The sequence below is a fragment of the Pseudomonas sp. WAC2 genome, assembly GCF_030403525.1.
GTDB lineage: Bacteria > Pseudomonadota > Gammaproteobacteria > Pseudomonadales > Pseudomonadaceae > Chryseomonas > Chryseomonas luteola.
On the sequence record NZ_JAUEPD010000008.1, the window covers coordinates 130,022 to 147,605 of the forward strand.

Below are 17,584 nucleotides of genomic sequence, written 5' to 3' on the forward strand. Positions count from 1 at the left end.
GTTCTGTTGTAAATACTGAACGCTGTTGCCATGATACGGCGCGCCCGGCGCTCTGCGGCGCCTGCCGTTCACCTCTGCCTGTCTGTCATGAGAAGGAGGACATCACCCTTGGACGTCGGTGCTCGTCTACAAACCATTCGCAAACTCAAAGGTCTCTCACAACGTGAACTCGCCAAGCGGGCCGGTGTGACGAACAGCACCATCTCGATGATCGAGAAGAACAGTGTCAGTCCTTCTATCAGCTCGTTGAAAAAAGTCCTGAGCGGCATTCCCATGTCCCTGGTGGAGTTCTTTTCCCTGGACCTTGCGGACGAGTCCGCTACTCAAGTGGTATACAAGGCCAGCGAGCTGATCGACATTTCCAGTGGCGCCAATACCGTCAGTATGCGGTTGATCGGCAAGGCACATCCCAGCCGCGCCATTGCCTTTCTCGACGAGACCTACCCGCCAGGCTCCGACACTGGCATGGATATGCTGGCTCATGAGGGGGAGGAAGCAGGACTGCTGATCGAAGGCCGTCTGGAGCTTACGGTTGGTGGAGAAACCTACCTGCTTGAATCAGGCGATAGTTATTATTTTGAAAGCAGCCGCCCGCATCGCTTCCGTAATCCATTCGATGAGCCGGCGCGTTTGATCAGCGCCACGACTCCGGCCAACTTCTAGCAGTGCTCAAAAAACCTGGTATGAACGCCCGAGGCATCCTGGTATATGCCTTTATGCTGTTGATCTGGACACTCTCTGCACAGGCCGAACAGGTAGACAGAGACGCTCTGGAGAAGCGGCTGGCGCCGGTGGGCAAGGTTTGTATTCAAGGGCAGGACTGCCTTGCAGAGTCCGGTAAGGGAAGCCATGAGCAAAAGCCTGCCGGGAAAGATCCCGCTCAGGTCATAGACCGCAGTTGCAGAAGTTGCCACGCCAGTGGGCTCCTGGGAGCCCCAAAAATAGGTGACAAAGCCAGCTGGGAGGTTCTGGCGAGCCAGAAAGGGGGAATGGATGGCCTGCTGCGCAACGCCATCAAAGGTGTAAACGCCATGCCGCCCAAAGGTGCCTGTTCTGACTGTACGAACGATGATCTACGCCGTGCAATCCAGATGATGTCCGGCCTCGAATAGGCACAAGAAAAACCCCGCACCAGGCGGGGTTTTTCTTGTCGGTTGCGGCCTTACAGGCCAGCCGCCGCGCGCAGCGCTTCAGCCTTGTCTGTCTTCTCCCAGGTGAATGCAGTGAACGTATCTTCACCCACAGTCATCTCATAGGGAGTACGGCCGAAGTGGCCGTAAGCCGCTGTAGCACGATACATCGGGTGCAGCAGATCAAGCATTTTGGTGATTGCGTAGGGACGCAGGTCGAAATGCTCGCGAACCAGCTGAATGATCTTCTCGTCGCTCACCTTGCCAGTGCCAAAGGTGTTGATCGAGATGGACGTCGGTTGAGCCACGCCAATGGCGTAGGACACCTGAATCTCGCAGCGGTCAGCCAAGCCGGCGGCTACGATGTTCTTGGCAACATAGCGACCCGCGTATGCCGCAGAACGGTCAACCTTGGACGGGTCCTTGCCGGAGAACGCGCCGCCGCCATGACGGGCCATGCCGCCGTAGGTGTCCACAATGATCTTGCGGCCGGTCAGGCCACAGTCACCCACCGGGCCGCCAATGATGAACTGGCCAGTCGGGTTAATGTGGAACTTGGTGTCCTTGTGCAGCAGTTCAGCCGGAATGACGTGCTTGATGATCAGCTCCATCACAGCTTCCTGCAGGTCGGTGTGCTTGACCTCGGGGTTGTGCTGGGTAGACAGGACGATTGCGTCGATACCTACAACCTTGTTGCCATCGTAACGGCAGGTCACCTGGGACTTGGCATCCGGACGCAGCCAAGGTAGCAGGCCTGACTTGCGAGCTTCGGCCTGGCGCTCGACCAGTGCGTGGGAGAAGCGGATCGGAGCAGGCATCAGCACGTCGGTTTCGTTACAGGCATAACCGAACATCAGGCCCTGATCACCTGCACCCTGGTCTTCCGGCTTGCTGCGGTCAACGCCTTGGGCGATGTCCACGGACTGCTTGCCGATAATGTTGACGATACCGCAGGTAGCGCCATCAAAACCGACGTCGGAGCTGTTGTAACCGATATCGACGATGACATCGCGAACCAGCTGCTCAAGGTCTACCCAGGCGGAGGTGGTCACTTCACCGGCAACGATGGCTACACCGGTCTTGACCAGCGTTTCACAGGCTACACGGGCGTGTTTGTCTTCTGCGATGATGGCGTCGAGCACCGCATCGGAGATCTGGTCGGCAATTTTATCCGGATGTCCTTCAGACACGGACTCGGAGGTAAACAGGGAGTATTCGCTCATCTAACGGTTCCTATATACCGGTGGGTGAGGCGGCCCGAAGGCCATGTCTAAAACAGTCACTCTTGCGGATTGGACAAACAAGCTGCCAACCCTATGCATCTTCTACGAACCAGGACGGGCGAAATGCCTGATCTGGATCTGGAAGCCATTGCGTAAACCTATATAGAGGCTTTCGCCTGGCACAAGTCCTGCGGCAACGGCCCAACGGGCCAATTCCTCCTGATCGAACCCGAGCCAGAGATCGCCGCAGGCCGTCCGGGCCCAACTCTGGTCGTGGCTGCACAACTCTGTAATCAATAAACTGCCACCGGGACGGACCCAGTCCGCCAGGTATTTCATGGCTTCAGCAGGTGCCGCAAAATGATGCAGCACCATGTTTAAGACCACGCAGTCGGCGCTCAGCAAGGCATTGTCCAAGGCATCGGCCAATACCAGCGACACATTGTTCAATTGCTCGCGCTCACATCGCTGACACGCCAGCTCCAGCATGGCTGGGCTGTTATCAATCGCCGTGACCGACGTGAAGCGTCTTGCCAGTTCAGGCAGAAATCCTCCATCTCCAGGCCCGATCTCGATCGCTGTTGCCACTGGCGAAAAAGCCATCGTGTCCAGCAGGGCCAGAAGGCTCTCCTGATACTGAGGCAATCCGGCAATCAAATCCTGCTGTGCCTGAAACTTGTCTGCCATCCTGGCGAAAAAATCCCGGCTGGCCTCGGCTCGCTGAGCATGTACAGCCTCAATACGTGCCTGCGCTTCAGCTGGCAACTGCAACCCGTCCACCTCTGCCAGCAGCGCTGCGTGCAGCGCGCCACCCAGGGCGTCCAGCCGGGGCAGGGCGCGACGGTAAAAGATCGCGTTGCCTTCCCGGCGTGTCGCCACCAGTCGCGCCTGTGACAGTACCTTCAGGTGATGGCTCATCCCGGATTGCCCAGTATCGAAGATATGAGCCAGCTCCAGTACACCAAACGAATCGTTTGCCAAGGCACGTAACACATTCAGGCGCAGCGGATCACCGCCCGCCTTGCACAGCGCGGCCAGCTCGTCGCAGTCATCATGGCGAAATGTAGGCACGCGCAAATGGTTCATGGGTGCGCAGTCTAGTGGCCGCCGAGACCAGCTGCAAGAGAAGCATCAAAAAGTTTTGATATTGAAAGAGGCCGGTCATGGTGAGGTGCTTAGCAATGCATTGCGCGTATATAACCTGCCCTTCGACGCGCCGGGCTTTAAAGTCACGCTGCACTGGCATGAGCGCAGTGACACCTCTGTTGCATTGCGCTGGTTTCTGGAGCTGGTGGCGGAGGCCATCACGCAATCGAGGCCATGACGAACCATTAACGTGGCTGAAGCCAAGCTGGATATGACCGTTCGGATTGCTCCTGCGTGCCCGGCTAGGCACAATAAAACTTCCTTTAAACGTTTGACCCCCTTTCAGGAGATCAGCGATGCCCAGTCGTCGTGACCGTGCCAACGCCATCCGCGCGCTCAGCATGGATGCCGTACAAAAAGCCAACAGCGGCCACCCCGGCGCCCCTATGGGGATGGCCGATATTGCCGAAGTGCTCTGGCGCGATTACCTCAAGCACAACCCGGTAAACCCAAAGTGGGCCGACCGCGACCGCTTCGTGCTGTCTAATGGTCACGGCTCCATGCTGATCTATTCCCTGCTGCACCTGACCGGTTACGACCTCTCCATCGACGATCTGAAAAATTTCCGTCAGCTTCACAGCCGCACGCCTGGCCACCCCGAGTACGGCTATACCGCCGGTGTCGAGACCACAACCGGCCCGCTGGGGCAGGGCATCGCCAACGCAGTGGGTTTCGCCCTGGCTGAAAAGATCATGGCGGCGCAGTTCAACCGCGAAGGCCATAATATCGTTGACCATTACACCTATGTTTTCATGGGTGATGGCTGCATGATGGAAGGCATTTCTCATGAAGTCTGTTCACTGGCTGGCACGCTGCGCCTGTCCAAGCTGATCGCCTTCTATGATGACAACGGCATATCCATTGATGGCGAAGTCCACGGCTGGTTTACCGACGATACGCCCAAGCGCTTCGAAGCCTATGGCTGGCAAGTGATCCGTAACGTCGACGGTCACGACCCGGAAGAAATCAAGACGGCACTGGAGACGGCTCGCAAGAGCGACCAGCCGACCCTGATCTGCTGCAAGACCATCATTGGTTTTGGTTCGCCCAACAAGCAGGGCAAGGAAGAATCCCATGGCGCAGCCTTGGGTGACGCCGAAGTAGCGGCCACCCGTGAAGCGCTGGGCTGGAAACACGCTGCCTTCGAAATCCCGCAGGATATCTACGCCGAATGGGACGCCAAGGACGCAGGCTCTAAAGCGGAAAGCGAGTGGAACAAGCGATTCAACGCTTACGCTGAGGCTTATCCTGAGTTGGCCGCCGAGTTTACCCGCCGTATGGCCGGTGAGCTGCCGGCTGACTTTGATGAAAAGGCGTCGGCGTTCATCCGTGAGGTGGCTGCCAAGGGCGAAACCATCGCCAGCCGCAAAGCCAGCCAGAACTGCCTGCACTTCTTTGGCCCGCTACTGCCTGAGTTGTTGGGCGGCTCGGCCGACCTGGCCGGCTCCAACCTGACGATGTGGAAGGGCTGCAAGCCGGTTGTCGAGGAAGACGCCTCCGGCAACTACATGTATTACGGCGTACGCGAGTTCGGCATGAGCGCCATCATGAACGGCGTGGCCTTGCATGGTGGCCTGATTCCTTACGGCGGCACCTTCCTGATGTTCATGGAATACGCTCGTAATGCCGTGCGTATGTCGGCACTGATGAAGCAGCGCATCATCTATGTCTTCACCCATGACTCCATCGGTCTGGGCGAGGATGGCCCGACGCACCAGCCGGTCGAGCAGATTGCATCCCTGCGTTATACGCCCAACCTGGACACTTGGCGTCCTGCCGATGCGGTCGAGGCTGCGGTATCCTGGAAGACGGCCTTGGAGCGTAAGGATGGCCCGTCAGCGCTGATCTTCTCTCGCCAGAATCTGCCTCATCACCTGCGTGACAACGAAACCGAAGCGGCCATTGCCCACGGTGGCTACGTGCTGAAGAGCTGTGAAGGTGAGCCAGAGCTGATCTTTATCGCTACCGGCTCGGAAGTGTCGCTGGCTGTTCAAGCGTACGACAAGCTCACCGCGGAAGGGCGCAAGGTCCGCGTGGTATCCATGCCTTGCACCAGCGCATTCGAGCGTCAGAGCGCCGAGTATCGTCAATCGGTATTGCCGGTTGAGGTCGGTGCCCGTATTGCCATTGAAGCGGGTATTGCGGACTACTGGTACAAGTACGTTGGCCTGGATGGTCGTGTGATCGGCATGACAACGTATGGTGAGTCGGCTCCGGCGCCGGCACTGATGGAGCATTTCGGCTTCACGCTGGATAACGTGCTGGCAGTTGCAAACGAGCTGCTTGAGGACTGATTCTCCAGTGAGGTAATGAAAACGCCACGGTGAGAACCGTGGCGTTTTTTATTATTTGCTGTTTACCAGATAAACACCGTTATTTTTGTAATACCAGCCCCAATTACTCATTAAGATCGTTGAGAAAGGTTCTTTTGCCATACTCATGATCTCAGAGTGTGTTTTAGAATCAACGACACCGTGGTGTTCCAGTATTTTGTAGCCAATCCGTCTATCGACTACGAAAAAGCGTGTTTTATTTTGCAAATGAAGCGGCATCTTCAGCAAACTCGCTTCGGGCTACGCTAATCTTTTCTGGATTCGCTCGCCTAGATTGTCTGAAAGCCTACACTTAGGGCTTGTGTAGTGTGTCATTGCTCAGGCTACACTTGTAACATCACTAGCCATTGCTTATTCAATTCTGGACACCGAAACCCACTTTCATGGCTGATTCTCTTTATCGTGTTGCGCTCAATGGCTACGGCCGTGTCGGTCGGTGCCTGGTCCGTGCGCTACATGAGCGCAGCGCCTCGGTTGATTTCGAACTCGTGGCGTTGAATGACTTGGCTGACCTGCCAAGTCTGGAGTACCTGACACGCTTCGACTCGACTCACGGACGTTTTCCCGGCGAAGTTGCTATAGAAGGGGATCGCTTGCGTATCAATGGCTGCAGCATGCATGTGCAGCGCTGCGCCAATCCTGACGACATTGACTGGAGGCGTCTGGGCATCGATCTGGTTCTCGAATGCTCTGGCGCCTTCAGCACCCGTGCAGACGGTGAGCGTTTTCTTGCAGCCGGTGCGCCCCGCGTCTTGTTTTCCCAACCGATGGCCAGCGAAAGCGACGTAGACGCCACCATTGTGTATGGCGTCAATCAGGGCAGCTTGCGCGGTACTGAGAAGCTTGTCTCGAATGCCTCCTGCACCACCAATTGCAGCGTGCCGCTGTTGAAACTTTTGAACGAAGTCGTGGGTCTTGAATACGTCTCGATAACCACGATTCATTCAGCCATGAATGACCAACCCGTGATCGACGCCTATCACGCCGATGATCTGCGCCGTACCCGCTCGGCCTTTCAGTCGATCATTCCGGTCTCTACAGGGCTGGATCGTGGAATCGAGCGCCTGTTGCCGGAGCTGGCGGGGCGCGTTCAGGCCAAGGCCATTCGTGTACCGACCGTAAATGTTTCGGCGCTGGATATCACTTGTCATGTTTCGCGTGATACCACTGTCTCGGAAGTTAATGGTCTGCTCCGCGAGGCTGCGATGGGTGGCCCTTTGCAGCATCTGGTGAACTACACCGAGTTGCCGCACGCTTCCTGCGACTTCAATCATGATCCTCATTCCGCCATCGTTGATGGCAGTCAAACCCGTGTATCGGGGCCAAGGCTCGTCAATCTGCTGGCCTGGTTCGACAATGAATGGGGCTTTGCCAACCGCATGATCGACGTGGCAAGTCATTTCTTGCGCGTCGCCAAGCCGATCTGAACAAGCACAACGAAGGGATTGCATACATGTCCGTGTTGAAAATGAGCGACCTCGATCTGAACGGTAAACGTGTCCTGATTCGCGAGGACCTGAACGTTCCCGTAAAGGATGGACAGATCAAGAGCGATGCTCGTCTGGTCGCCGCGCTTCCGACGCTGAAGCTGGCATTGGAGAAGGGCGCTGCTGTTATTGTCTGCTCGCACCTGGGGCGACCGACCGAAGGTGAGGCGAGCGCCGAGAACAGCTTGAAGCCTGTAGCGGAATACCTGTCCAAGGCTTTGAATCGTGAGGTTCCGCTGGTGACGGATTACCTGGGCGGTGTTGATGTACAGCCGGGTAATATCGTTCTGCTGGAAAATGTACGCTTCAACAAGGGCGAGAAAAAGAACGCTGATGAGCTGGCTCAGCAGTATGCCGCGCTATGCGATGTGTTCGTCATGGATGCCTTTGGTACCGCTCACCGTGCTGAGGGCTCTACCCACGGTGTTGCCAAGTTTGCGAAAGTGGCCGCAGCCGGTCCGCTGCTGGCCGCCGAACTGGATGCGCTGGGCAAAGCCCTCAAGGCGCCCGCGCGTCCAATGGCTGCCATCGTGGCGGGCTCTAAAGTCTCTACCAAGCTGGACGTTTTGAATTCCTTGTCCAGTGTTTGCGATCAGTTGATTGTAGGCGGTGGTATTGCCAATACCTTCCTGGCTGCTGCTGGTCACAAGGTAGGCAAATCTCTGTACGAAGCCGAGCTGGTCGATACGGCCAAGGCCATTGCTGCCAAGGTCAGCGTGCCTCTGCCGGTCGACGTGGTCGTCGCCAAGGAATTTGCTGAGTCTGCCGAAGCAACGGTTAAATCCATCAGCGATGTTGCGGATGACGACATGATTCTGGACATCGGCCCAGAAACGGCCAAGCAATTTGCCCAGCTGCTCACATCGGCCAAGACTATTCTGTGGAATGGCCCGGTCGGCGTTTTTGAGTTTGACCAGTTCGGTAATGGCACCAAAGTGCTGGCTCAAGCCATTGCTGACAGCGAGGCATTTTCGATTGCTGGCGGTGGCGACACCCTGGCGGCTATCGACAAGTACGGTATAGGTGAAAAGATCTCCTATATCTCCACTGGCGGTGGTGCATTCCTTGAGTTCGTGGAAGGAAAGGTTCTTCCGGCGGTCGAAGTCCTGGAACAACGCGCTAAAGGATAACCGCCATGATACGTCTCGCTGCTTTTTCTGTACTTAGTTGCCTCATGCTGGCTGGCTGTGCCGGAGCAACATCCGACAAGGCCTGTCGTGCTTTCTCGCCGCCACCGGTCTCCGTTGCAACACCCACCGGCCAGAATGATGAGCGGGTAGCCACGACAACCGGTGCATCCGATCAGACAACAAGTGCGGATGGTTGCCGTTAAGCGGGACGTAGTCTGCGGACCGAGTGATCACTCGAAATTGACGAGTTAAACGATACAGCAAGAGCAGTGCGCTGCTCTTGCTTGAAAAACAGCCTGCCAGTGGTGCAGGCTGAAAACATAATAGGTCCATACCGGGAGATAGGATCACCATGGCACTCATCAGCATGCGTCAGCTGCTGGACCACGCAGCCGAGTTTGGCTACGGCGTACCAGCTTTCAACGTTAACAACCTCGAGCAGATGCGGGCCATCATGGAAGCAGCCGACAAGACCGATTCTCCGGTCATTGTGCAGGCTTCTGCAGGTGCTCGTAAGTACGCAGGTGCGCCGTTTCTGCGTCACCTGATTCTGGCTGCCGTTGAAGAGTTTCCACACATTCCCGTAGTCATGCACCAGGACCACGGCACCAGCCCGGACGTTTGCCAGCGTTCCATTCAGCTGGGTTTCAGCTCGGTCATGATGGACGGCTCTCTAAGAGAAGACGGCAAGACACCTTCTGACTACGAATACAACGTGCGCGTTACTCAGCAAACCGTTGCCTTTGCCCACGCCTGCGGTGTTTCGGTAGAAGGTGAGCTGGGCTGCCTGGGCTCCCTGGAAACCGGCATGGCGGGTGAGGAAGACGGTGTAGGCGCTGAAGGCACACTGGACCACAGCCAGCTTCTGACTGATCCGGAAGAGGCTGCCCAGTTCGTGCAGGCTACCAAGGTTGATGCCCTGGCAATTGCCATCGGAACCAGCCACGGTGCATACAAGTTCACCAAGCCGCCAACTGGGGATACGCTCTCCATCCAGCGTATCAAGGAGATCCATGCACGCATTCCAGATACTCATCTGGTCATGCACGGCTCCAGCTCCGTCCCTCAGGAGTGGCTGGCCATCATCAACGAGTATGGCGGTGACATCAAGGAAACCTACGGTGTACCGGTCGAAGAGATTGTTGAGGGCATTAAGTACGGTGTTCGTAAGGTGAATATCGATACCGACCTGCGTCTGGCCTCTACCGGTGCGATTCGCGAATTCATGGCGAAGAATCGCAGCGAGTTCGATCCGCGTAAATACTTGGCGAAGACGGTATCGGCCATGCGTGATGTTTGTATCGCTCGCTACGAAGCGTTCGGTACTGCAGGCCAAGCCTCCAAGATCAAGCCGATCTCGCTGGACAGAATGTTCGAGCGTTATGCAAAGGGTGAGTTGGACCCCAAGGTCAACTGATCACGCTTTAATAAAAAGCCCGCCTCGATGCGGGCTTTTTATTGGCTGCAATTTAGAGTCCCTTGGCGGCTTCAGCCTCAAGACACCACTTGGCAAGCAGGTTGAAGGTGTATCGATAGCAATAGGTAAACGCTTCAAGCAAGGCATCACTTTTCTGGTAGAAGTCGAGGAGGGGACCTGCTTCGGCTTCAAGGTAGGGATGTTGCTGCTTGAGGTAACCGCCAATACTCTCGCCGGGCAAGATATATTGCTTGATGGCTTCGGCTTGTTTTACCAGGCGTTGTGTCCGGGTCCGGAAGTCCAGAAGCGCATAGTGGCTAAGCTGGTGGGTCTGCATGCTGCCTTGTAGACGATGAAGACTGTTGTATTCCTTGACCAATAACTGCGACTCGCGCAGTCGCTCATAATCGGGATAGAGCTCGGTGAGGGAAAACAGCAACTGGGCCAGGTCGCGGGCTTGTGCATGCCCCGGATGATGGCTTTTGAGCGTCAGGTCGATACGCTGGCGGAGCAGCGCTGCCACGTCACTCATGACGGTACGAGCCGGGCTTTGCCAGGTATCGATATTCCTGTACTCGTTCAGATAACGCTCTGGATCAAACGTGTTTACGCCATGGATATGGTTTGTGATCTGATGAGCGTTCAACTCATCACAATAAGCTAACGTAAAGCGCCGCTGCACTTCTTTTTGTGCATGCTGCCAGTTGAGGCCTGTTTCCTCTGTGCGGTTTTTCAAGGCCGAGATGACGGCCGCCCAGTCCATGGTGGCCTTTTCTTTACCGGCAGGCGCATGCAGAGGAAGCCAGGGCAGGTCAGCCCATTGACCCAGCGTCCACCTGTTTAGAAAGGCAGTTTCGTTGTTCTGGTCCATATCGAAGGTAGCTGCGTTGGCTTCACGAAACTGAGTTAGGCTCACATCGAGTCCAAGTTTTTGATAGTACGCAGTCGTGACTTGTCGGCAGTACTGAGAGAAGTATTCGAATAGCCCGGTAGCAGGAGACGCATCTGTTATCAGCGCTGTGCTACCCAAGGCTTCTGCTGCCTCGATACGTTCGACATCGGCAGGATGAACACGCCAATAGCGTTGCCTGTCGCGCAGCTTGGCCTCCAGGCGGCGTTGCGTCTCGATATCGAGTCGGGTGGCGCCCAGGGCAGCAGCCTGTGGCATGTCTGCCAGCAGCGCGCCTTCGCTCCAGGTACTCACGTTCTGGCGATCTGCCTGCCTGAATGCCCAGCGCAACGCATGATGATGCAGGGTGGCGGCGCGAAACGTATCGCTGCCTGCAATCTGTGCTGCATAACGGTCTGCCTCTAACTCCAACCGTTTACAGGCAGGCTTGGAGAGGCGGTAACTAAGCAAAAAGCAATAGTGCAGAAACTGGCGTGGCAGACGCATGCCGATGCGAGCGACCAGAACACCCAGGTTGGTCACTCGCGAGGTTTCAGCTTCGCTAAGGTGCTTGAGGCGCTCACCCAGTGCGTCCTTGAAGTGGGCCCGCTGGTCCAGCCAGGTATTGCAGAAATTGATAAAGTAGTAGCACCGCATATTGAAGCGCCGGGCGCAGTGGCCAAACTCATGCGCCAGGACGCCGGCAAGCTGTTGCCTGGAAAAGCCTGCCGCTAACGGTAGCCCCAGCGTCAAGGTGAGATCGCCTTTAACCAGACCTTTCCAGCCGGAAGCTAGGTGGACCTTGGCATCCACTTCATTGCTCAGGTGAATTTCTGTAGGGGTACGCACTTGCATGGCTGTGCACAAAGGAACCACGAATTCCCAGAGTGCTGGATCCTGCCCTGGTGCGAGAATGACGGCTGGCTTCTCGCGACGACGAGCCGTGAATACAGGCTTTGCGGTAAAGAACAGGATGAATCCGCCCAGGCAGGCCAGGAAAGACTTTACTGCGAGAGGCCCCCATTCAGGTAATTCAACTGAGGTCAGGCTTTGTACATCGAGTGCAGGCAGTGCTATGAACAGGAGGGCGGCAATAACGGTAACCACCGCCACGTAGAAAAGCACGATCGCTGCACACCCAGTCACAACCAGTACGAGGTGAAGCATGTGCAAAAGGCTGAAGGGTGAGCGCGGTAGCACCTCGGATAATGCAGGCGAGGCAGAACTCGATGCGTGTGTTGCTTCCGCAGGGGAAGAGGAGGCGGGTTCAGCGGATTGAGCGTCCAGGCCGATCTGCTGCAAGAGATCAGCAGCCAAATCCTTTGGAGCACGCGGGGTCAGCTCTTCTCCGCTTATAGCCAAGTCGGTATGAGACATATGCATTCCATTGCAACGCTGAGGGTATGGTCGATGCTGATCGCTGAATGAAAGAGACGACAAGCGTCACGGCATTTGCAGCGAAACAGCCAGATATAAACCACAGGATTGCCCACGCTTTTACACGGTTTCGATGGCACTTTGCTGTACCTGACTCGCATTTTTAGGAGCGGAGGTCGACTGTGTTTTACAATAGTGGGCTGGTTCACTATTCAGGCGTCAGTGGTCCCACCACGGTAGCGAGTGACACGACCAATCATGGCTTCTCTTAAATACCTGCAAGGCTACCCGGCTTCACTGCAGGAGCAGGTTCGTCTGCTCTTTGAACAAGGCCGCCTACAGACATACCTGTCCAATCGCTATCCTGGGTCTCACTCCATACAAAGCGACAAGGCACTTTATACCTACGCCCTGGAGATCAAGCAGACGCACCTCAAGAATGCGCCTGGTATAGACAAGGTGCTTTACGATGCAAAGCTTGATGTGATGCAGAAAGCGCTAGGGTTACATACGGCCATTTCACGCGTACATGGCGGCAAGCTCAAAGCGAAAAAGGAAATAAGGATTGCCTCTTTGTTCAAAGAGGCAGCGCCCGAGTTTCTGAAAATGATTGTGGTCCATGAGCTTGCGCATCTAAAGGAGCACGAGCACAACAGAGCCTTTTATCAGTTATGCGAGCATATGTTGCCGGGTTATCACCAGATCGAGTTTGATCTGCGTGTTTTCCTGCTCTGGCGAGACCAGGAAAAGGCAGCCTCGGCAACATTGTAATCAGACAGATTCTTTTCCGTTCAGCTCGGCTAGCACATCGGGCTGACTCTTGAACGCCTTGGCGAATAGATCGCGATGACGAGCCATGTAGATACCGACATCTTCTGCCTGTTTGTCAGTCAAATCGGGTACGGCTTTCTGTAATACTTCTGCCAGAGACTCAGCAAGCTCCAGCATTTTGTCATAGCGATCAGCTTCAGCTTTATCCATGAATAAGCGCTCCGGATCTCGGCTGCTGCGGTACAAGACTTCGACGGCCATTCATCACCTCATCGCCTTCGTCATTACTGTTTATATATACAGTATAGCTTTCCAGACTGGCTTTGACCAGCACCTGAGCAAAGAAAAACCCGGAAAGGCCTGTTTATTCGACTGATACAACTTCAAATATTTGCTTTGTGCTGCCGATTGAAAGGCTGATCTCTTCCCCTTCGGTTTTTCCCAGTAGCGCCTGCCCGAGCGGTGCATTGGGTGTGATCACCATGACGTCTCCGGTATCCGTCCTGATTTTAAGACCCGCTCCTGCCGGGCCTAGGAAAAAGGTTTGTTGCTTGCCTACGGTATCGCAGACAACGACCAGGGAAGACAGCTGAACACCATGTTCCGCCTCGTGGGTACGTATGACGAGATTACGGTAAGCCTGCAAGGACTGCTGAATCTCTTCTATGCGCTTTGAATAGCCAGCCGCTAGATATGCCGCTTCGAGTCCGCGAGTGTCGTATTTGTTTTCCGCTACGTTCTCTTCATGTGTCGCCGTTTCATGCGCAGCCTGCGCGGCAGCTATGGCGGCCTGAAGGTCACTTTGCAATGTATTCACGATGTGCTGGTAGAGCTGCTGTTTCGTCATAAAGGTGCCGGTACGTGACAAAAACTAAAGTGTGAGGCGTTGATAATCGCTTTCTAAATCTCTGGATGGCTTACTGAGTTTTATTTGTGACCGGTGAGTCATTTTTAGTTTTGGGTCTATAAATAGGTAGGTAGAGATCCGTAAACAACCAATCGGTGGCTGACCGAACGGCATAGGGCAGGCAATGAAACCAGCATGGAGCCCGGCAGTACTTTACAAGAATCGCAGCCAGGCAGGGCAGGTGCTGGCTGCGCGGCTGCGTCCGTATATCCACCATAACCCCATCATACTGGCAGTACCTCGCGGAGGTGTCCCGGTGGGGTATCAGGTCGCCAGAGAATTGAAGGCGCCTCTGGATGTGCTGATGGTGAGCAAGATCGGCGCACCAGGTAACAAGGATATGGCGTTGGGGGCTGTTACTGATGGGGCTGCCAGGCGGTGGGTAGCAAACCAGGCAATGTTGGAGTATCTCAACCCGCCAGCCGGATGGTTCGAGGCGGAGCGGGACCGACAGATAGACAGTATCGAGCGGCGCAGGCGGCTGTACCGCGGCTATACCGATCCAATGGTGATTACCGGTCGTACAGTCATTGTGGTGGATGACGGCGTGGCGACGGGTAGCACTGCCAGGGTTGCGCTGTTCGCATTGGCCGAGGCTGCGCCTGCACGTCTGGTATGGGCGGCCCCCGTTGGGCCTGCAGACGTCACCGAGGGGCTCAAAGCACTGGCTGATGACGTGGTCTGCTTGGCGACGCCCGATGTCGTCAAGCACATCGAGACCTACTATCAGGATTCTTGTCCGGTTTCTGACCAGGACGTCCTATCCCTGCTGGCAAGGTGTCGTTCAGATAGCCGCGTCTGATCATCCATATATCCGGTTGAAGGAATCCTGAAGGGCTTGAAAGGCTCCGATAGGAATAGATGACTATTGGAGCCTTTTAATGAAACCTGTACCCAAGCCGTTACATCAGCAAACGATCGTTATTACCGGTGCCACCAGCGGTATTGGTCTGGCAACTGCCCGAATGGCTGCTCAAAAGGGCGCGAAGCTGGTACTGGTATCACGTGATGAAGCTGCTCTGCAGTCCCTTCAGCATGAGCTCAGTCAGCAGTGGGGCGCACAGGCTATTCATGTTGCCGCCGATGTAGGCAATCGAGCTGATCTGGAGCAAGTGGCAAAAAGGGCAGTCGAGCGGTTTGATGGGTTTGATACCTGGGTCAACAATGCAGGCACACTGGTATGGGGGCGGCTCTGGGAAGTAAGTGAGGCTGACCTCAAGAAAGTATTTGAAACGAACTTCTGGGGCGTGGTCAATGGATCACTGGTGGCTGTCGAACACTTTAGGCAGCGGCAAGGTGGAACCCTGATCAATCTGGGGAGTGCCTTATCGGAAGCCGTTGCTCCCTTGCAAGGTATCTACACCGCCAGCAAACATGCCGTCAAAGCCTTCACGGATGCTTTGCGTATAGAACTTCGCCACGACAATGTGCCTGTAGCCGTGACCTTGATCAGGCCTTCCTCAACAAACACGCCCATTAACGACAGGGCCAGGAATTACCTGGCCCATACGCCTCACTTGCCGGCCCCGACCTATGTCCCGGAAACTGTCGCCCGGGCAATCCTGCGCGCCGCTGAGCGGCCCAAGCGGGATGTGTACATCGGGAACAGCAAGCTCATAACTCGGGCGGCTCAACTGACGCCACGGTTATTTGACTGGATAGCTATAAAGACGCTGTTCGCAGCTCAGCAGAGTAAAACAGCCGATGCTTTCCCGTCAGATGCGTTGTACGAACCTGTCACTAGTGGCTCTACAAGGGGACGTAATCCCGGTCCCATGTTTCGCCACAGTCTGTATGCCCAGGCCAGCCAGCAGCCTGCCAAGACAGCGGCTTTGGCTGGAGCGGTGGGATTGGCTCTCTATAGTGGCTGGCGGCTTATCAGGGCCTGCAAGGCTGAATGATCGCCAACGACTGCTCGTTAAATGGAGACTGGCGCACAGATTTTGTGTGCGCCAGCCAGGTATGAGCAGGAAAAGCCTAAATTTTAGGAATGTTACGAAATATTTTTAGGATTGCGTTGTCAGTGCAGCAGCAAAATCCCGGACGTGTGATATCTGCTCCGGGAGGCTTATACGGGAGCCGGTAAGCCCGTGCTGTGGTATCGAGTCCGAAGCCTGCTGTGTCTTGACTAAATGCCTTGTGTTTCTTGCAAGCGATCGGGCTTGGTATGGATGTAATTTTTCTAGGAAAGAAACATGAAGAAGACCGTAATTATCCTTCTCATCACTGTTGCGAGTTTTCTTCTCGGCTTTCTGCGTGATCTGTTGATCGCCAAGGAATTCGGGCTTAGCTGGGAAACGGACCTCATCTTCGTTGCGATGATCCTGCCGCTGTTCTTCGAGAATTTTTTCGGCCTCGCGTTACGCGATGCCATGATTCCCTACCTGCAACGCATACGATCAGAAAGTGAGGATCAGTTCATCCTGTCCAGTCGGTGGCTCTACTGGCGAGTCATGCTGTTTGGTCTTCTGGTTTCACTGTGTGCAGCCCTGGGCAGCCCTTGGGTACTCAAGGCACTGGCGCCCGGCTGGACGGCTGATCAGGTCAATGCGGGACTGCTGGTATTTTCCGTAGGCGCCTTCCTGATTTTCGTACAGGCCATCCTGTATTGTCAGGGAGCACTGCTGAGTCTTGACCGGATCTTCATCCTGCCGATGGCGCGTACGGTATCGATGAATCTAGGCGCCATCATTGGCATTTATGCGTTCTATCCCAGCGGAATCTACCTGTTTGCAGGCATGCTGATTCCGCAGGTGATACTGATTTTTATCCAGCATCAGCGGATTGGTTATCTGACTGGCCGAGCAGTAAAAGGAAAGCTGGAAAGTCGAGGCTTCGAGTTTGTGCTGACCTTTGCGCCCGTGCTGGTGGCCGCAGGCGCACAGCAGGGATGCATGCTGGCTGAGCGCTTCTTCGCTTCCTTCCTGGCTGAAGGGACGATCAGTATGCTCTCGTTCTCTTATCGCATCGTTACCATCCCGCTTACACTTTATGCGCTGTCGGTTCTGGCTGTCATGTTTCCAGACATGGCGAAAAGCTGGGCAGATTCCGAGCACGATCGTTTCAATGCTGTATCCCGCAAGGCCTCACTGGCAACGTTGCTGTTCCTGGTGCCTGCCTCGGTGGTACTGATCGCTTTCCCTGAGCCTGTAGTCAAGGTCTTGCTTGAGCGCGGTGCATTTGGCGCGGCCCAGACACAGGCTACGGCTTCGCTGGTGGTGGCTTACGCTATTGGCCTGCCTTGGATGGGACTCGCTCTGATCTGGGGACGTGCCTTGCTGGCTCAGCAAAGGGGGCGTGCATTCCTCATCATAACCTTGGTCAGTTCCGCTCTGACGGTGCTGCTGGATGCTGTGTTGTACAAGATCTACGGTGCCAATGGCCTTGCGTATTCACTGTCGATTGGCTTTTTCGTGCAAGCGCTATGCATGGCCTATTTCCTTTATCAAGCATCACCCAAGGGATTAAGCGTTGCAGTGCTTGCCCGTTGGACGGCTGCTGCCCTGGCCGTTACGTTTGCCACGCTGTATGTAAGCCCTCAGCCTGACGGGTTTGTAGAGTTGGTGGCCTACATAGTGGCCTTGCTGCTGTGCCTGCTGGTCTGTCTGGTCGTTCTGGGTGAGCGTGACCTATTCAAGCGCTCGTACTGGACCGCTGTAAAAACAGCCTAAATCTGACAGGTTAGCTGAGGGACCAGCTAACCTGCGAATTCCTTATCGGTCACTGTCTTGCAATCGTCACAATTTTAAACTTATTCGCTATTTAAATTAAGAA

General features: G+C 55.4%; 17 protein-coding genes. 12 read left to right on the forward strand and 5 right to left on the reverse strand.

The genetic code is table 11. From position 1 onward, the window contains the following. The first annotated feature begins 108 nt into the window (after nt 1–108). Both QWJ10_RS17430 and QWJ10_RS17435 read left to right on the forward strand, forming a co-directional pair. Nucleotides 109–663: a cupin domain-containing protein gene (locus QWJ10_RS17430; protein ID WP_019367313.1), complete on the forward strand. Its 555-nt coding sequence runs from the start codon at nt 109–111 to the stop codon at nt 661–663. Nucleotides 664–683: 20 nt separating this feature from the next. Next, nucleotides 684–1,112 (forward strand): c-type cytochrome, encoded by a 429-nt coding sequence (locus QWJ10_RS17435; protein ID WP_289928404.1) that lies wholly within the window; start codon nt 684–686, stop codon nt 1,110–1,112. Between the two features lie 50 nt (nt 1,113–1,162). Here the strand turns inward: QWJ10_RS17435 and metK are convergent, their stop codons facing one another. After that, nucleotides 1,163–2,353: a methionine adenosyltransferase gene (gene metK / locus QWJ10_RS17440; RefSeq protein ID WP_010796109.1), complete on the reverse strand. Its 1,191-nt coding sequence runs from the start codon at nt 2,351–2,353 to the stop codon at nt 1,163–1,165. 102 nt (nt 2,354–2,455) lie between these two features. After that, complete coding sequence (locus QWJ10_RS17445) at nt 2,456–3,439, reverse strand: metalloregulator ArsR/SmtB family transcription factor (RefSeq protein ID WP_289928407.1); 984 nt, start codon at nt 3,437–3,439, stop codon at nt 2,456–2,458. Between QWJ10_RS17445 and QWJ10_RS17450 the strand changes: the two genes are divergently transcribed. From QWJ10_RS17450 to fba, 6 genes are all read left to right on the forward strand, one after another. Next, nucleotides 3,438–3,677: a hypothetical protein gene (locus tag QWJ10_RS17450; RefSeq protein ID WP_289928409.1), complete on the forward strand. Its 240-nt coding sequence runs from the start codon at nt 3,438–3,440 to the stop codon at nt 3,675–3,677. The two genes, QWJ10_RS17445 and QWJ10_RS17450, sit on opposite strands and share 2 nt — an antisense overlap. Nucleotides 3,678–3,795: 118 nt before the next feature. Further along, nucleotides 3,796–5,793: a transketolase gene (gene tkt / locus QWJ10_RS17455; RefSeq protein ID WP_019367318.1), complete on the forward strand. Its 1,998-nt coding sequence runs from the start codon at nt 3,796–3,798 to the stop codon at nt 5,791–5,793. Between the two features lie 422 nt (nt 5,794–6,215). After that, the gene (epd, locus tag QWJ10_RS17460; protein ID WP_289928413.1) at nt 6,216–7,259 is read left to right on the forward strand and encodes an erythrose-4-phosphate dehydrogenase; all 1,044 of its coding nucleotides are present in this window, start codon (nt 6,216–6,218) and stop codon (nt 7,257–7,259) included. A gap of 26 nt (nt 7,260–7,285) precedes the next feature. Continuing rightward, nucleotides 7,286–8,449: a phosphoglycerate kinase gene (locus QWJ10_RS17465; RefSeq protein ID WP_010796101.1), complete on the forward strand. Its 1,164-nt coding sequence runs from the start codon at nt 7,286–7,288 to the stop codon at nt 8,447–8,449. Nucleotides 8,450–8,454: 5 nt separating this feature from the next. Beyond that, complete coding sequence (locus tag QWJ10_RS17470) at nt 8,455–8,652, forward strand: hypothetical protein (protein WP_010796100.1); 198 nt, start codon at nt 8,455–8,457, stop codon at nt 8,650–8,652. Between the two features lie 149 nt (nt 8,653–8,801). Further along, nucleotides 8,802–9,866, forward strand: a complete 1,065-nt coding sequence (fba, locus tag QWJ10_RS17475; protein ID WP_010796099.1) for a class II fructose-bisphosphate aldolase — start codon at nt 8,802–8,804, stop codon at nt 9,864–9,866. Between the two features lie 52 nt (nt 9,867–9,918). Here the strand turns inward: fba and QWJ10_RS17480 are convergent, their stop codons facing one another. Further along, nucleotides 9,919–12,132 (reverse strand): M48 family metallopeptidase, encoded by a 2,214-nt coding sequence (locus QWJ10_RS17480; protein ID WP_289928417.1) that lies wholly within the window; start codon nt 12,130–12,132, stop codon nt 9,919–9,921. A gap of 258 nt (nt 12,133–12,390) precedes the next feature. On the opposite strand from QWJ10_RS17480, the gene QWJ10_RS17485 reads away from it, so the two are divergent. Continuing rightward, on the forward strand, nt 12,391–12,903 hold the full coding sequence (locus QWJ10_RS17485; RefSeq protein WP_289928419.1) for a M48 family metallopeptidase: 513 nt from the start codon (nt 12,391–12,393) through the stop codon (nt 12,901–12,903). Here QWJ10_RS17485 and QWJ10_RS17490 read toward each other — a convergent pair whose 3' ends face one another. Both QWJ10_RS17490 and QWJ10_RS17495 read right to left on the reverse strand, forming a co-directional pair. After that, nucleotides 12,904–13,164 carry a YebG family protein gene (locus QWJ10_RS17490; RefSeq protein WP_289928422.1) on the reverse strand — a complete coding sequence of 87 codons (261 nt, stop codon included), beginning with the start codon at nt 13,162–13,164 and terminating at the stop codon, nt 12,904–12,906. Nucleotides 13,165–13,267: 103 nt separating this feature from the next. Further along, nucleotides 13,268–13,750, reverse strand: a complete 483-nt coding sequence (locus QWJ10_RS17495) for a GreA/GreB family elongation factor (protein WP_289928424.1) — start codon at nt 13,748–13,750, stop codon at nt 13,268–13,270. Between the two features lie 184 nt (nt 13,751–13,934). Between QWJ10_RS17495 and QWJ10_RS17500 the strand changes: the two genes are divergently transcribed. From QWJ10_RS17500 to QWJ10_RS17510, 3 genes are all read left to right on the forward strand, one after another. Then, nucleotides 13,935–14,612: a phosphoribosyltransferase family protein gene (locus QWJ10_RS17500; protein WP_289928426.1), complete on the forward strand. Its 678-nt coding sequence runs from the start codon at nt 13,935–13,937 to the stop codon at nt 14,610–14,612. A gap of 79 nt (nt 14,613–14,691) precedes the next feature. Beyond that, the gene (locus tag QWJ10_RS17505) at nt 14,692–15,711 is read left to right on the forward strand and encodes an SDR family oxidoreductase (RefSeq protein ID WP_289928428.1); all 1,020 of its coding nucleotides are present in this window, start codon (nt 14,692–14,694) and stop codon (nt 15,709–15,711) included. A 294-nt stretch (nt 15,712–16,005) separates the two neighbouring features. Next, nucleotides 16,006–17,481 carry a lipid II flippase MurJ gene (locus QWJ10_RS17510; RefSeq protein ID WP_019367325.1) on the forward strand — a complete coding sequence of 492 codons (1,476 nt, stop codon included), beginning with the start codon at nt 16,006–16,008 and terminating at the stop codon, nt 17,479–17,481. The last annotated feature ends 103 nt before the right edge of the window (nt 17,482–17,584 follow it).

Excerpts from the sequence above, each read along its gene's own strand:
- QWJ10_RS17435 (WP_289928404.1), top strand. The coding sequence starts at position 684 with ATGAACGCCCGAGGCATCCTGGTATATGCCTTTATGCTGTTGATCTGG.
- metK (WP_010796109.1), bottom strand. The coding sequence starts at position 2,353 with ATGAGCGAATACTCCCTGTTTACCTCCGAGTCCGTGTCTGAAGGACAT.
- QWJ10_RS17450 (WP_289928409.1), top strand. The coding sequence starts at position 3,438 with ATGGGTGCGCAGTCTAGTGGCCGCCGAGACCAGCTGCAAGAGAAGCAT.
- QWJ10_RS17445 (WP_289928407.1), bottom strand. The coding sequence starts at position 3,439 with ATGAACCATTTGCGCGTGCCTACATTTCGCCATGATGACTGCGACGAG.
- tkt (WP_019367318.1), top strand. The coding sequence starts at position 3,796 with ATGCCCAGTCGTCGTGACCGTGCCAACGCCATCCGCGCGCTCAGCATG.
- epd (WP_289928413.1), top strand. The coding sequence starts at position 6,216 with ATGGCTGATTCTCTTTATCGTGTTGCGCTCAATGGCTACGGCCGTGTC.
- QWJ10_RS17465 (WP_010796101.1), top strand. The coding sequence starts at position 7,286 with ATGTCCGTGTTGAAAATGAGCGACCTCGATCTGAACGGTAAACGTGTC.
- QWJ10_RS17470 (WP_010796100.1), top strand. The coding sequence starts at position 8,455 with ATGATACGTCTCGCTGCTTTTTCTGTACTTAGTTGCCTCATGCTGGCT.
- fba (WP_010796099.1), top strand. The coding sequence starts at position 8,802 with ATGGCACTCATCAGCATGCGTCAGCTGCTGGACCACGCAGCCGAGTTT.
- QWJ10_RS17480 (WP_289928417.1), bottom strand. The coding sequence starts at position 12,132 with ATGTCTCATACCGACTTGGCTATAAGCGGAGAAGAGCTGACCCCGCGT.
- QWJ10_RS17485 (WP_289928419.1), top strand. The coding sequence starts at position 12,391 with ATGGCTTCTCTTAAATACCTGCAAGGCTACCCGGCTTCACTGCAGGAG.
- QWJ10_RS17490 (WP_289928422.1), bottom strand. The coding sequence starts at position 13,164 with ATGGCCGTCGAAGTCTTGTACCGCAGCAGCCGAGATCCGGAGCGCTTA.
- QWJ10_RS17495 (WP_289928424.1), bottom strand. The coding sequence starts at position 13,750 with ATGACGAAACAGCAGCTCTACCAGCACATCGTGAATACATTGCAAAGT.
- QWJ10_RS17500 (WP_289928426.1), top strand. The coding sequence starts at position 13,935 with ATGAAACCAGCATGGAGCCCGGCAGTACTTTACAAGAATCGCAGCCAG.
- QWJ10_RS17505 (WP_289928428.1), top strand. The coding sequence starts at position 14,692 with ATGAAACCTGTACCCAAGCCGTTACATCAGCAAACGATCGTTATTACC.
- QWJ10_RS17510 (WP_019367325.1), top strand. The coding sequence starts at position 16,006 with ATGAAGAAGACCGTAATTATCCTTCTCATCACTGTTGCGAGTTTTCTT.